The sequence below is a fragment of the Streptomyces sp. NBC_00414 genome (assembly GCF_036038375.1).
Classification (GTDB): domain Bacteria; phylum Actinomycetota; class Actinomycetes; order Streptomycetales; family Streptomycetaceae; genus Streptomyces.
The window spans coordinates 7,947,117-7,961,040 of sequence record NZ_CP107935.1 but is presented as its reverse complement, the minus strand read 5'-3'; the positions used below and the strand labels follow the sequence as shown (position 1 = coordinate 7,961,040).

The window sequence follows — 13,924 nt, the reverse complement described above, 5'->3', positions numbered from 1 at the left end:
TCCGATTTCCGGGCATCGGGCGTCAGGCGTCAGGCGTCAGGTGCCGGGTGCCGGATGCCGGGCATCGGGCACCGGGTGTCAGATCTTCGGCAGGCCCGGCGGGTTGATCTCCGACTTCGGAACGGCCTCGCTCGACAGGCCCCAGCGCTTGAGCACCTTCGCGTAACTGCCGTCCTCGATCACGCTGTTGACGGCGGCCGCGTACGCGTCGACGAGCCCGCTGCCCTTCTTCGTGGTCGCGGCGATCTTGCCCTGGAGGTCGTCCCCGGCACCCGAGAGCGTGCCGACGACCTCCGACTGACCCGCGCTGGCCACGTGGTACGCGGCGGACGGGCTCGGGCCCAGATAGGCGTCGATACGGCCCGACTGGAGAGCCAGGTAGTAGTCCGTGTCCTTCTGGAAGTACTTGATGGTGACGGCCTTGCGGCCCGCCTTCTCGTTCTGCTTGCTCCAGTCGACGAGGATCTTCTCCTGGTTGGTGCCGGAGGAGACCGCGATCGTCCTGCCCGCCACGTCCTCGGGCCCGTCGACCTTCCAGCCGCTGCCCTTCTTCGCCTCGAACGCGATGTTGTCGAGGCGGTAGGTGGCGAAGTCGTACTTCTCCTTGCGTTCCTCGGTGACGGTGACGTTCGAGAAGACGGCGTCGAACTTGCCGCTGTCCAGGCCGACGAAGAGGTTCTCCCAGGAGACCTCGTCGTTGTCGAGCTTCAGACCGAGGGTGTCGGCGACGAGGGTCGCGAGGTCGATCTCGGACCCGATTCTCGTCTTGTCGTCGGTCGCGTAGAAGCCGAGTGGCGGTGAGGCGTCGGCGCTCTGGCCGAGCTTCAGCGTGCCGCGCTCGCGGATCGCCGCCGGGACGAGCGCGGCGATCTCGTCGACCTTCTTCCCGCGGATCCGGTTCTGGTCGGGGCCGATGTTGATGTCGCCGACCTTCTTGGTTCCGGACGAGCCGGTCCCGGTCGCCGCGTCGCTGTCACCGCCGCAGGCGCTGAGCAGCGGGGCGACGACGAGGGCTGCGACGGAGGCGGCGAGGATGCGTCGGGATGTCACGGTTGACTCCTGGTGTGGAAGGAAGGGCTGGGAAAGAGAGGCTGGGACGAACGGACGGCGGTCGGTTCAGAGGACCTTGGAGAGAAAGGCGCGCGTGCGCTCGTGCTTCGGCGCGTCGAGTACGTCGCCGGGGGCGCCCTGTTCGACGATGCGGCCGTCGTCCATGAAGACGACGGTGTCCGCGACCTCACGGGCGAAGCCGATCTCGTGCGTGACGACGATCATCGTGGTGCCCTGGTGGGCCAGGTCCTTGATGACGTCGAGGACCTCACCGACCAGTTCGGGGTCGAGCGCGGACGTCGGCTCGTCGAAGAGGAGCAGCCTGGGCTCCAGGGCGAGCGCCCGGGCGATGGCCACGCGCTGCTGCTGCCCGCCGGACAGCTGCTTCGGGTAGGCGTCGGCCTTGTCGGCGAGTCCGACCCGGTCGAGCAGCCTGCGCGCCGCCTCGGTGACGTCCTTGCGGGACCGTTTCAGCGCCGAGACGGGGGCCTCGACGATGTTCTCCAGCACCGTGAGGTGCGGGAACAGGTTGAAGTTCTGGAAGACGAAGCCGATCCGGGTGCGCTGCTTGAGGATCTCGCGTTCGCGCAGCTCGTACAGCTTGTCGCCGGAGCGCCGGTAGCCGACCAGTGAACCGTCCACACTGATCCACCCCTGGTCGACCTTCTCCAGGTGGTTGATGGTGCGCAGCAGGGTGGACTTGCCGGAGCCGGAGGGGCCGAGAATGACGGTGACCTCGCCGGCGCGCACCGCCAGGTCGACGCCCTTGAGCACCTCCAGCGAACCGAAGCTCTTGTGGACGGACCTGACGTCGACCATCGGGGCGGCAGGACCGTCGGCCGGGCCGTCGGTCGTCCCGTCGGCCGTCGCTGGAGTGGTGGGCGCGCTCATCGGGTGCTTCCCTTCGCGAAGTGTCGTTCTACGTAGTGCTGGAGGACGGAGAGCGCGGTGGTCAGGAGGATGTACCAGGCCGTCGCGACCATGAGCAGCGGCACGACCCGGCCGTTGCGTCCGTAGATGACCTGGACCTGGTAGAAGAGTTCGCCGATCGCCATGACCGAGACGATGGAGGTGCCCTTGAAGAGGGAGATCACCTCGTTGGCGGCGTTCGGCAGGATGGAGCGCATCGCCTGCGGCAGCACGATCCGGCGGATCTGCCGCAGCCGCGGGATGCCCAGCGCGGCGGCGGCCTCCAACTGCCCGCTGTCGACGGCCAGTACGCCACCGCGCACGATCTCGGCGGCGTACGCGGCCTGGTGCAGCGCGAGGCCCAGGACGGCCGCGCTCATCGCGCCGACCAGCCCCATCGTGTCGAAGGTGAAGAAGCCGGGTCCGAAGGGGATGCCGAACTTCAACTCCTTGTAGAGATAGGCGAGGTTGAACCAGAAGAGCAGCTGCACGATCAGCGGGATGGACCGGAACGCCCAGATGTACGCGAAGGAGACGGCCTTCAGGAACGGGCTCTCGGACAGCCGCATGAAGGCGAGAACGATCCCCAGCGCGAAGCCCAACGCCGTGCCGTAGGCGGTGAGTTGAAGGGTGACCCAGACCGCCTTGAGGATCACCTCGGCGGTGAAGAACTCGGCGAACACCTCCCACTCCCAGCCGGGGTTGGTCGCGAGCCCGTGGGCGAACTGGGCGAGCAGCACGGCGGTCACGACCACCGCGGCCCAGCGCCAGGGGTGCCGGACGGGCACCACCTTGAGCGCGCCGTAGTCCTCGGGTTCGGCCGGCGCTTCGGTACGAGGTGGATCACTGGTCAGCGACATGGGGTCCTCGGGCGTAAGGAGGGAACGGGTGCGCGGTGCGGGCGCGGGGGACGCGGGCGCGGTGACGCGCCCGTGGTGGAGGGGCGCTGGTTACGCGGCGGTGGCGCGACAGGAGAGGTCGCGCAGGAACGCGAGCGCGGCCCGCGCGGTGGCGTCGTTCTGCCGGAAGGCGGGCCCTCCGGTACGGGGCCGGGTGAACGCGCCGGAACCCCGGGCGTCGGTGTGCGGTCCGAGCGCGAAGCGCCGCGGGTGCGGGGCGCCGGAGCGGTCGAGGACGCGTCCGTCGGAGGGGTCCACGGCGAGCAGGCCCTCGGGCGTCGCGGCGGCCCCTTCGGCGTACAGCTCGCGCAGCAGGGTGTCCCGGGTCCGCTCGACCGTGGGGTGCGGCAGCCGTGCCTCGACGAGCGCGCGGGCCTCGACGTACTCACCGGGCACGGTGGTGCTGGTGGCCCGGAAGACGCCGTCCGCCGCCGACACGGTCATACCGGCGCCGAGGAAACGGAGTACCCCCGCCCGTGACAGGGCGAGCATCTGCCGCAGCCGGGGTCCGGGCGGCCCCGAGGCGAGGTAGCTGAAGAAGCCGTGCCACCAGGGCCCGATGTCGCCGAGCCGCACCAACTGCCCGTAGACGGAGAGGAGTCCGAGGAAGACCGCCAGGTCCGGGCTGTGGGCGGGATCGTGCCGCCGGCTCAGGTCACCCTCGACGTATGCCCGCAGCCCGTCCTGGAGCGCGGTGTACGAGGTGTGCCGCACCCCGTCCAGCGGGTGGTCGAGCGCCGCCGAGTCCAGCCGGTCGGCGGGGTCGGGCACGGCGGAGGCGACCAGGGCCCGCATCCCGGCGCTGTCGCCCGCCGCGCACTTCTCGTACCTCTCCTCGAAGTCCGTCCAGGCCATGGCCGTGCGGTCGGGGTGCGCCGCGAACAGCCGGTGGTAGTGGGCGAACCCCAGCTCCTTCTCGACCAGCGGCCACACGTCCCGCCGGAAGTCGAAGCCACCGGGTCGCGCCAGCAGCCCGTCCACCTCGTCGGGACCGAAGAACCTCGGCAGCGGCGGGCGTTCACCGGTCCAGTCGTAGCCGATCTTCGAGTGGTACGGCACCCCGCGCCGCGACCCGACGTGCAGCACGGGCTCGCGCCCGGACGCCCGGTACGTCAACTCCCCGTCCGCGTCCGTCTCGTAGCGGCCCCCGCGCCCTTCCGTGAGGAGCACCATCAGGTCGACGAAGGCGAGCCCGAAGCCGCGTACGAGCACCGGCTCGCCGGGTTCGAGGGGGGACAGGTCGCTGTCGGCGGTGAAGTCCGGCGGCAGGTGGACGAGGTCGTGGGCCCGGGCGTAGGCCGCCAACCCCTGCTGTTCCTTGTCGAGTTCGGCGTCGAGATGGCCGAGCGCGAGGACGACGAGGTCGGCGAGGAGCGGACGCGGCCTGCCTTCCAGCCACACCTGCTGGCGGCCCTCGCGCGGGCCCCCGACCCGCACGGCACGCCGAGCGTGGTGACGGACCCGGATGCCCGGCGGGAGCGCGGCGACGGTCCGCTCGTACACCCAGCGCATATAGGCGCCCTGCCGCTGCCGGTCCGCGAAGACGCGTCCGTCGAGCTCGGCCCACTCGTGCAGGGTGGGGCCCTCGCGTACGGGTCCGGCCATGTCCACCGTGTCGTCGGTGAACATGGTGACGTCCTGGGCCTGCGAGTTCATCCACAGCAGCGGTGGCTGCTCCTCACGCCAGATGCGTCCGCCGCCCGGCGGATACGGGTCGACGAGATGCACGTCGAAGCCCGAGGCGGCGGAGCCCGAAGGGTCGGAGCCCGAACCGGCGTACAACTCCGGGGCGTTGGCGGCGATGCGCTCCAGGAGTCCGGTGCCCCTCGGCCCGGCTCCGACGATCACCAGCGACGGGCGCACCCAGCGCACGCCGCTCATCGGGTGCGCTCCGAACCGCGCCCGTAGTGCCGCTCGACGTAGTACTGGCCGACGCTGAGCACCGAGGTGACGATGATGTACCAGAGCGTGGCCACCATCAGGAGCGGGATGACCTGGTAGGTGCGGTGGTAGACGAGCTGCACGGAGTAGAGCAGGTCCTGCACGGCGATCACGCTGATGATCGAGGTGCCCTTGAGCGTCCCGATCAGCATGTTCCCGGCCGGCGGCACGATGGAGCGCATGGCCTGCGGCAGCACGATCTTCCACCAGCGGCGCCACCGGCTCAGCCCGAGCGCCTCGGCGGCCTCGATCTGGCCGCGGTCCACGGAGAGGATGCCGCCGCGTACGACCTCGGCGGCGTACGCGGCCTCGTGGAGGGTGAGCCCGATGATCGCGACCGTGACCGGGCCGAGGAGGTTCACCGTCCTGACGCCGAAGAGGGTCGGGTAGAGCGCGCCGATGTTGAACCAGAACAGGAGTTGCACCAGGATCGGCATCGACCTGAAGAGCCAGATGTACCCCCAACTCACCGCGCGCAGCACGGGGTTGGCGGAGAGCCGGCCCGCGGCGAGCAGCGCGCCGAGGGCGAAGCCGAGCGCCATGACGAGCGCGGTCAGCCAGAGGGTGAGTCCGAGGCCGCGCAGCACCGACGCCGAGGTGAAGTAGTCGCCGACCACGTCCCACTGGAACGCCTTGTTGCGTGCGACGGAGTTGACGGCGAGCCCGAGCAGGATCAGGACGAGGCCCGCGGCGGTCCACTGGCCGAGCCGGCGCCGGGGGACGATGCGCGAGGGCACCGCGTCTTCCGGTGCGGCCACCTTGAGGAGGGTGTGCGAGGACATGCGAAGGCTCCGTGATGCGTCAGGTCGAACACGGGTGGTGCCTTCACACGGGTCACGCGATGCACGCAGATCACGCCGGATGCCCGGGGGCGTCGTACGGCGTGCACGGCCAAGCCCCTCAGCAGGGCCGTCCGTTGAGAGTACGGGGGCGTTTCCCCGGCCTGTCAAGGTTGTCCACACTGTGAGCGGTACGTCTCAGGCCAGTTGACGTGCAACCGAATGACTGTTCCACTGATGCGCATGTATTCGCAGCAGTGGCTGGTCACGCGCTCCCACATCGACTTCGGTCGAGTGTGGTCCTCATCCTGTTGAGCTGACCCACTGCGCGCCCGGGCCCTTCCAGGGCGGGCGCCTTCCTCGTTTCTCCACCTGTAGCCAGGCCTTCACACGCGCACCCCTCCCCTCGCGCTTCCCCGCTTCACCTGCCTCGCTTCGCGCTGTCGTGCTTTCGCACTGTCTCGTCTCGCACTGCCCGTTCCGCGCTTCTCAGGGCGCTCCTTCCGCATGCGCCCCTCCGGCTTCTTCGACGCACCCTTTTCCGGGAGACCGCTCCATGCGTACGTCCTCGCGTGCCCGCAATCAGCTCTTGCTGCCGTTCGCCCTGATCACCTCCGCGACCCTGCTGCTCACCGCGTGCGGCTCGGGCGGGGACGACACCGCGGCGGGCGGTACCGCCCAGGCCGCCGCCGGCAAGAGCAACGAGATCCCCACCGCGGACGTCGTCTCCGCCGTGAAGAAGGACGCGGCAGCCGCGAAACTGCTGCCCGCCGGCACCGACTCGCTCACCCTCGCCGTCAGCGTCGGCGGCTCACCGCCCGGCACCAACTACCTGGAGGACGGCAAGACCCTCGCGGGCCAGGACGTCGACTTCGCGGACGCCGTAGCGAAGACGCTCGGCCTGCGGCTCAAGCGCGAGGCCGCGAGCTTCGAGGCGATCCTCCCGGCCCTCGACAGCGGCAAGTACGACGTCGGGGTCGGCAACTTCGGTGTCACAGACGAACGCCGCAGGACCATCGACTTCGTCACCTACATCAACGACGGCCAGGGATTCGCGACCCGCGAGGACAGCGAGCTGGACAAGGTCACCGACCTCGCCCAGCTGTGCGGGCTGAACGTGGCGACCGGGGCGGGGACCACGTTCGAGGCCACCCTGGAGGAGCAGAAGCACGTCTGCTCCGACGCCGGCGAGAAGGCGTACAAGGTGCAGACGTACAGCGAGCAGGGGGCTCTGTGGTCCTCGCTCCAGCAGGGGCGCAGCGATGTGGTGATGAGCACGATCAACGGGCTCCGCTATGCCGTCTCCCAGCAGGAAGGGCTGAAGTTCCTCAACGAGTTCCATCGTCTGGACGTGGGGTTCGCCTTCAAGAAGGGCACGAAGCTGGCTCCCGCCGTGCAGGCCGCGGTGAACGGGCTCATCGCGGACGGGACGTACGCGAAGATCCTCAAGAAGTGGGGCACGACGGGTTCGGCGATCGAGAAGTCCCGGATCTCCCCACCGGAGATCAAGGACTGACCCGCCGTCACTGACGACCCGCCTGGACATCGCCCCCGCCACCCCTACCCTCCCCCAGTCTCGGCTTCGCTCGACCGGGGAGGGGCCCCCATCGTCACTGCCTGGGGGCTACGCCCCCGAACCCCCGCTGCGCAGTTCCCCGCGCCCCTGGGTACCCAGGGGCGCGGGGAACTGCGCAATCTTTGGCTCAGCCACAGCGAACCCGCACCCGACAACGCACCCCCGCCCCGGGAGGGGCCCGTCAGCAACTGCAGTCGCACCCGCAACCGTCACAACAGCAGTCGCACCCATCGCAGCAGCCACAGCAGTCGCAACAGCTGTCACAGCCGTCACCCCGCTGACAGAACCCCGGCTTCGACTCCCCGGACCACGGGTCGTGATACTCCCCGCAGCACATCTGGCACGTACAGGCCAGCCCCATCCACACGGCGCACCCCGCGAGGAGCCCCCGCCGGTCACGGCGCGGCGGCTCGGGCGGCGGAGGCGGCGCACCAGGTCCGGACGGCGCGTACGGATTGCCGTGCGAGCTGTCGTGCGAGTCGCCGTGCGAGCAGGACGCCGTACCGAACGCCCGGTCCACCGAGTTGCGCAGCTCGTGCACGAGCAGCACGTGCGCCAGCTTCGCGTCCGTGAACTCCACATCGCGCAGTGCGAGCCGTATCCCGTGCAGCGCGTCGTCGGCGAGGCGCCGGGCCTCCGGCAGGGCCGCACCCGTGGCGGTGAGCGGGTTCCAGGCACCGGCGGCGGCGTCGGCCTCCCGGTCCTCCACGGCGTCCAGCAGGTGGGCGAGCCGTCCGAAGAGCCGGCCGGCCTCGGCGAGCGGCGCCGCGTTGCCTGGCCGGCCGGCCAGGATCGCGGTGTGCGCGAAGGCCGCGGCGGTAGCGGTCTCGGTCGGTTCGGTGACGGTCAGCAGCGGTGTGCCGGGCCCGGCGAGCGTCTCGATGCCCACCTGCCGGTCCACGGCGTCGACCAGCACCGCGGTGTCGAATCCGACGGCCGAGCCGGTCCTGGCGCCCGCCCGGCCCCAGTTCGTGGCAACGCGGCGCGCCGCGAGCGCCACCGGCCGGCGCGCCAACAGTCCGTCCCCGTCGGCCATGTGATCGCGCATCTTCGCCGAGGCGAGCACCAGTGAAACGGCGGCCGCGAGCCGTGCGCCGTCACCCTGAGCGACGGACGCGCCGCGCATTCCGCGCAGCGGACAGGGGCCCGCCGTACGCCGCCACTTCCCCTCCGGTTCCGCCTGAGCCTCCGTCAGAACCGATATCAGCAGGCCGTCGTAGTTGGTGACGACCCGCGCGAACTGCCCGTGATCTCCGCGCAGCGCGAGACAAAGCCCGCACAAATGCGCCATCCATTGGGTTTTGAGGTTCTCTCCCAGCCGATGCCGGCAGGGCCTGACGATTCCGAACACGACGTTCCCCCGTGGTGTGTACGACGTTGAGCTGCGGCATCGTATCGAGCGCTCCGTTCACCCGGACGCTCCAGCCGTCACCCGTCCGCCGTGAAGAATCATATTTCACTCACAGTCAGCAGCGGTGTACCGCACGACCCTTGGGGTACGCGGCCTCTCGACGAATTCGCTGTGCACCAGTACCGTCACGAAACCCCCGCGCGGCGTCTATCCCCTTGGCGCGACATCCGCATCATGGACGACCATGGGGATGCGGAAAGAAGAAATACCGCTGTGAGAGGAGGCGTCCATGGGATCGGTGCGCAAGGCGAGTGCCTGGCTTGGCCTCGTCGACGACAACGATGACGAGCGTTACTACGACGACGACTACGCCGAGGGATCCGAGACCGGGAGCCGTGAGGTCTGGGTCACGGATCCTCGGGTCAAGGTGGCATCGGAAGCCGCCGAGGAGAAGGGCCGACGGATCGGCACGGTCACCCCGGACAGCTTCCGGGACGCCCGTGGCATCGGTGAGCTGTTCCGCGACGGCGTGCCCGTCATCATGAACCTCACGGCCATGGAGGCCGCCGACGCCAAGCGCGTCGTCGACTTCGCGGCCGGCCTGATCTTCGGCCTGCGCGGCTCCATCGAGCGCGTGTCGAACCGGGTTTTCCTGCTGACCCCCGCCGATACCGAGATCGTCAGCGGGGAACCCGCCGCCCGTCGTGTGGACGGCTTCTTCAACCAGAGCTGAGGCAAGGCCCGCTCACCGGACCCGCCTCTCGGCGCCGCGGTGGGAAGTTCCGAAGGGATTCCCGCGGGATCCCCACCGGATTCCTACCGGAACGCGTCGAGACCGGTGAGCGCCTTGCCCAGTACCAGCTGGTGCATCTCGACGGTGCCCTCGTAGGTCAGCACCGATTCGAGGTTCGTCGCGTGGCGCATCACGGGGTATTCGAGCGAGATCCCGTTGGCGCCGAGGATCGTCCGTGCCGTACGGCAGATGTCGATCGCCTCCCGCACGTTGTTGAGCTTGCCGAAGCTGACCTGCTCGGGACGGAGCCGTCCCGCGTCCATCCGCCGGCCCAGGTGGTGGGCCAGCAGGATCCCCTTGTGCAGTTCGACCGTCATGTCGGCGAGCTTGGCCTGGGTGAGCTGGAATCCGCCGATGGGCCGCCCGAACTGTTCACGCGTCTTCGCGTACTCCACCGCCGCCTCGAAACTCGCCCGTGCGGCGCCCATCGCGCCCCACACGATCCCGTACCGGGCGTGGGAGAGACAGCTGAGCGGGCCCTTGAGCCCGGTGACCTCGGGCAGTACGGCGTCGGCGGGCAGCCGCACCTCGTCGAGCACCAGCTCACTGGTGACCGACGCCCGCAGTGACCACTTGTGCTTGATCTCCGGCGCGGAGAAGCCGGGGCTGTCGGTGGGCACGACGAAGCCGCGGATCCCGTCGTCGGTCCGCGCCCACACGACGGCGACCCCCGCCACGGACCCGTTGGTGATCCACATCTTGCGTCCGGTGAGGACCCAGTCCCCGCCGTCCCGCTTGGCGTACGTGCGCATGCCCGCGGGGTCGGACCCGTGGTCGGGCTCGGTCAGTCCGAAGCAGCCGATGACCTCGCCGGCGGCCATCCGCGGCAGCCAGGTCTGCTTCTGCTCCTGGCTGCCGAACCGGTGGATCGCGTACATCGCGAGCGAGCCCTGCACGGAGACGAGCGAGCGGATCCCGGAGTCGGCGGCCTCCAGCTCCAGACAGGCGAGTCCGTACTGCACGGCGGAGGCTCCGGCACACCCGTATCCGTCGAGCGACATCCCGAGAGCGCCGAGGCCGCCCAACTCCCGTGCCAGCTCCCGGATCCCCGGCAGCTCTCCGTTCTCGTACCACTCGGCGACATAAGGCAGCACCCGGTCGGCCGCCCAGGCGCGCACGGTGTCACGGACCGCCAGATCCTCCGCACTCAGCAGATCGTCGACACCGAGCGGATCACTGGGGTCGAACGGCGGCAACTTCGAGGAAGGGGAAGGGGAAGAGGACATGGGGACCTCCGGCGCGTAAAACTAGCAGTGGTAACTACTGACGGTCCTTGACGTTACGACGCAGCATGACGCACGTCCAGGCTCACCTCACGGGGCACGGACCCGCAGGCGCCGACGGGCGGGAAGCGCCACGGGAAACCCGCACGGGGAAAGCCCCCGCACGGGCGGTGTGGTCGGGAAAGTTCCCGGCCTCAGCCGCCACCGACCCGCACGGGCGCCCCGGACGCCTCCCGGGGCCCCGGCACCCCCGCCCGGGAAGGCGAGGGCTCCGCGCACTCCATCGCCCGGGGCAGCCGAAGCGCCATCACCGCCCCCAGCAACAACAGCCCCGCACTCACCAGCAGCGTCACATGCAGCCCGTGCACGAACGCGTGCCGAGCCGCCACCCGAAGCGCCTCCCCCGACCCCCCGCCGAGCCGCGCGGCGACCTCGTAGGCCTCCCCCAGCGAATGCCCCGCCGCGGCGGCGTCCCCCGGCGGAACCCCGTGAACGGACGCGAGCCCGGGCGCATACGCCGCGTTCATCACGCTCCCGAGGAGCGCGATCCCGATCCCCGCCCCGAGCTGGTACGACGTCTCGCCGATCGCCGCCGCCCCGCCGGCCTGTTCCTGCGGTGCCTCGCTCAGCATCGACTCGTACGCCCCGAAAAGCGTCACCTCAAGGCCGAAGCCGAGCATCACGAACCCGGTCAGCAGCAGCGGAGCGTTGTCCTCGGTACCCATCGCCGTCAGGGTGACGACCGCGGCGGCGGTGAGACAGAAACCGGAGCAGACCATGGTGCGCGGCCCGAAGCGCTGCAGCATCTTCGCCCCGACCAGTCCCGCGGTCATCGCGGCGACGGTGAGCGGCAGCAGCCGCAGCCCGGTCTCCAGCGGGGAGAGCTCCAGCACGAGCTGGAGATACTGCGCGGCGATCAGTTCGAGCCCGACCAGGGCGAGCATCGCCAGCACGATGCAGCCGACGGAGGTGCTGAAGGCGGGCCGCGAGAACATCCGCAGATCGACCAGCGGATGCCGGCGCCGCCGCTGCCGCCGTACGAAGGCGACGAGCAGTCCGGCTCCCGCCATCAGCGGCACCGCCGTGAAAACGCTCAGCGGGTCCTCTCCGCCGCCGAGCCGCTTCACTCCGAGGACGACGCCGAAGAGGCCGGCCGCGGCCATCAGCGCGCCGACGACGTCCCACGGCCCGTCGCGCTCGCCCTTCGACTCGGGCAGCAGCAGCCGCCCGACGGGCAGGCTGACGAGCATCAGCGGGATGTTGATGAGGAAGACCGAGCCCCACCAGAAGTGCTCCAGGAGGAACCCGCCGAGGAGCGGTCCGACGGCCGCGCCCACCGCGGCGACGGCGCTCCAGACGCCGATGGCGAGCGCCCGCTCGCGCCGGGCGGGGAAGACCTGCCGAAGGATGGACAGCGTCGCGGGCATGATCATCGCGCCGCCGACGCCGAGCAGGGCGCGGGCCGCGATCAGCACCTCCGCGCTGTCGGCGAGGGCCGCGACAGCGGATGCGACGCCGAAGAGGGCGTATCCGAGGAGGAGGACCCGTCTGCGGCCGACCCGGTCGCCCAGGGTGCCGAAGAGGATCAGCAGCGAGGCGCAGACGAGCGGGTAGACGTCGACGATCCAGAGCAGCTCTATCGCGCCGGGCGTGAGGTCCTCGGTGACGGCGGGCACGGCGACGTGGAGCACGGTGGCGTCGACGGCGACCAGGAGCAGGCTGACGCACAGCACCACAAGGACGACCCAGCGGTTTGCACCGGCCCCGGTCTCCCGACGGCGACGCGCGGCGGCCGTGGTCGTCCCGGACATGTACGTACCTCCCAGATGTTCCCTCGCGTTCGGCGATCCGCTGGGTGGGGACTCCCTGCGGCTGCGGCTCGGGAGGAGCGGTGTCCCGGCCCACGCAACAAAGGCGAGTGAGACGTCAGAGTACGCGAGTTCCCTCCGGCGTCGGGTGGCGGACCTCTCACGTTCTCCTGGGACACGTGTGGCGTGCACCACGCTCCCCCGTGTCCGAGCACGCCCCCGCCGGGGTACGCGGTTGCGGGCGCCCTCGATAATCGAGCCCGTGACCGATCTTGAGACCGTCGCGCCGCCCCGTCCGGGGCCGTCCTGGCGCCGCGCCGCGCCCGCGCTCCTCGGGTACGCGGCGGTGCGCGCGCTGGGCCTGGTGGCGCTCGCGGTGTGGAGCGCCACCAGGGACAAGAGCGCGCAGCAACTGCTCTCGGCCCGCTGGGACTCCCTCTGGTACACCCGGGTCGCCGAGCTGGGCTACGGCTACGAGGTGCGGCTGCCGAACGGCGACGTGCACTCGAACCTCGCCTTCTTCCCCCTGCTGCCGTGGCTGGAGCGGGCGGTGTCGGCGGTGTCCCCTCTCTCCTACGCGGACGCGGGCCTGCTGGTCAGCACGGTCGCCTCGCTCGCCGCGGCCTGGGGGATCTTCGCGGTCGCGGACCACGTGTACGGCCGGCGGGCCGGGATCTGTGCCGTGCTGCTGTGGGCGGTCCTGCCCGTCGGGATCGTGCAGTCGATGGCGTACAGCGAGTCGCTGTTCACGGCGCTCGCGGCCTGGTCGCTGTACGCGGTCCTGACCGGCCGCTGGCTGACCGCGGGTCTGCTCGCCTCGCTGGCCGGCCTGACCCGTCCGGTGGGCGCGGCGGTCGTTGCGGCCGTGTGGGTGACGGCCATCGCCTCTTTCGCGGGGGAGCGGAGCGCTCCGTCCCCGGGTGGCGCACCGAGATGGCGGCGCGCCCTGGCGATCCTGATCGCGCCCCTCGGAGCGGCCGGGTACGTCCTGTGGGTCGGCCGTCACACGGGCAAGGGCCCGCTGGGCTACCTCGACGTCCAGGCGGGCTGGCGCAACGGCTTCGACGGCGGCTACGCGTTCGCCCGGTTCGTCGCCGACAAGTTCACCTCGTTCCCGTCGGCCCTGGCCGGCCTGGCGCTGATCGCCGGGGTCGCCCTGCTGATCCGGCTGTACGTGACCTGCGTACGGCAGCGGCAGCCGTTGCCGCTCCTGGTGTACGCGGGGGTGGTCACCGCCCTCGCGCTGTGCGCGTCGAGCTATTTCGGCTCGAAGCCACGCCTTCTGCTGCCCGCCTTCCCCCTCCTCCTGCCCCTCGCACTGGCCCTCGCGAGGCTGCGAACGGCCAGGTCGGCGTGGGTGCTGGGCACGGTGGCCGTGGCGTCGGCGGCGTACGGCGCCTTCTGGCTGAACGGCTCCGGTCCGCCGTGATCACTCACGGTCGCCGGTGAGCGCCCGGAGAAGAGCACGCGAGCATTCGGTGAACGAATTCGAAAGCGCCATAAAACTCCGCTCCGAAATGATCAATCGAATTGAAGGAAGAGCGGACGGGGGATTCCATAATCCACGGCGATAAACCCCCTTCTGAGAGCAATCC

11 protein-coding genes are annotated in these 13,924 nt (G+C 70.4%); 3 read left to right on the top strand and 8 right to left on the bottom strand.

Annotated features, from left to right (window positions below; translation table 11 throughout):
* Window positions 1-78 precede the first annotated feature (78 nt).
* From OHS59_RS34630 to OHS59_RS34610, 5 genes are all read right to left on the bottom strand, one after another.
* Entirely contained in the window at window positions 79-1,050 is a 972-nt protein-coding gene (locus OHS59_RS34630) for an ABC transporter substrate-binding protein (protein WP_328497285.1), read from the bottom strand.
* A 66-nt stretch (window positions 1,051-1,116) separates the two neighbouring features.
* Complete coding sequence (locus OHS59_RS34625; RefSeq protein WP_328499469.1) at window positions 1,117-1,869, bottom strand: amino acid ABC transporter ATP-binding protein; 753 nt, start codon at window positions 1,867-1,869, stop codon at window positions 1,117-1,119.
* A gap of 68 nt (window positions 1,870-1,937) precedes the next feature.
* On the bottom strand, window positions 1,938-2,819 hold the full coding sequence (locus tag OHS59_RS34620) for an amino acid ABC transporter permease (protein WP_328497284.1): 882 nt from the start codon (window positions 2,817-2,819) through the stop codon (window positions 1,938-1,940).
* Between the two features lie 90 nt (window positions 2,820-2,909).
* Window positions 2,910-4,739 carry an FAD/NAD(P)-binding protein gene (locus tag OHS59_RS34615; protein WP_328497283.1) on the bottom strand — a complete coding sequence of 610 codons (1,830 nt, stop codon included), beginning with the start codon at window positions 4,737-4,739 and terminating at the stop codon, window positions 2,910-2,912.
* Window positions 4,736-5,581, bottom strand: a complete 846-nt coding sequence (locus OHS59_RS34610) for an amino acid ABC transporter permease (protein ID WP_328497282.1) — start codon at window positions 5,579-5,581, stop codon at window positions 4,736-4,738. Before OHS59_RS34610 ends, OHS59_RS34615 begins: the two co-directional genes overlap by 4 nt.
* Before the next feature lie 553 nt (window positions 5,582-6,134).
* On the opposite strand from OHS59_RS34610, the gene OHS59_RS34605 reads away from it, so the two are divergent.
* Complete coding sequence (locus OHS59_RS34605; RefSeq protein ID WP_328497281.1) at window positions 6,135-7,094, top strand: ABC transporter substrate-binding protein; 960 nt, start codon at window positions 6,135-6,137, stop codon at window positions 7,092-7,094.
* A 241-nt stretch (window positions 7,095-7,335) separates the two neighbouring features.
* Here the strand turns inward: OHS59_RS34605 and OHS59_RS34600 are convergent, their stop codons facing one another.
* On the bottom strand, window positions 7,336-8,505 hold the full coding sequence (locus tag OHS59_RS34600) for a DUF5685 family protein (protein ID WP_328497280.1): 1,170 nt from the start codon (window positions 8,503-8,505) through the stop codon (window positions 7,336-7,338).
* A 289-nt stretch (window positions 8,506-8,794) separates the two neighbouring features.
* On the opposite strand from OHS59_RS34600, the gene OHS59_RS34595 reads away from it, so the two are divergent.
* Window positions 8,795-9,238, top strand: a complete 444-nt coding sequence (locus OHS59_RS34595) for a cell division protein SepF (RefSeq protein WP_107021161.1) — start codon at window positions 8,795-8,797, stop codon at window positions 9,236-9,238.
* A gap of 83 nt (window positions 9,239-9,321) precedes the next feature.
* Here OHS59_RS34595 and OHS59_RS34590 read toward each other — a convergent pair whose 3' ends face one another.
* Both OHS59_RS34590 and OHS59_RS34585 read right to left on the bottom strand, forming a co-directional pair.
* Window positions 9,322-10,524, bottom strand: a complete 1,203-nt coding sequence (locus tag OHS59_RS34590; RefSeq protein WP_328497279.1) for an acyl-CoA dehydrogenase family protein — start codon at window positions 10,522-10,524, stop codon at window positions 9,322-9,324.
* A 191-nt stretch (window positions 10,525-10,715) separates the two neighbouring features.
* Complete coding sequence (locus OHS59_RS34585; RefSeq protein WP_328497278.1) at window positions 10,716-12,332, bottom strand: MFS transporter; 1,617 nt, start codon at window positions 12,330-12,332, stop codon at window positions 10,716-10,718.
* Between the two features lie 259 nt (window positions 12,333-12,591).
* Between OHS59_RS34585 and OHS59_RS34580 the strand changes: the two genes are divergently transcribed.
* Window positions 12,592-13,758, top strand: coding sequence for a glycosyltransferase family 39 protein (locus OHS59_RS34580; protein WP_328497277.1), 1,167 nt, complete (start codon window positions 12,592-12,594; stop codon window positions 13,756-13,758).
* The last annotated feature ends 166 nt before the right edge of the window (window positions 13,759-13,924 follow it).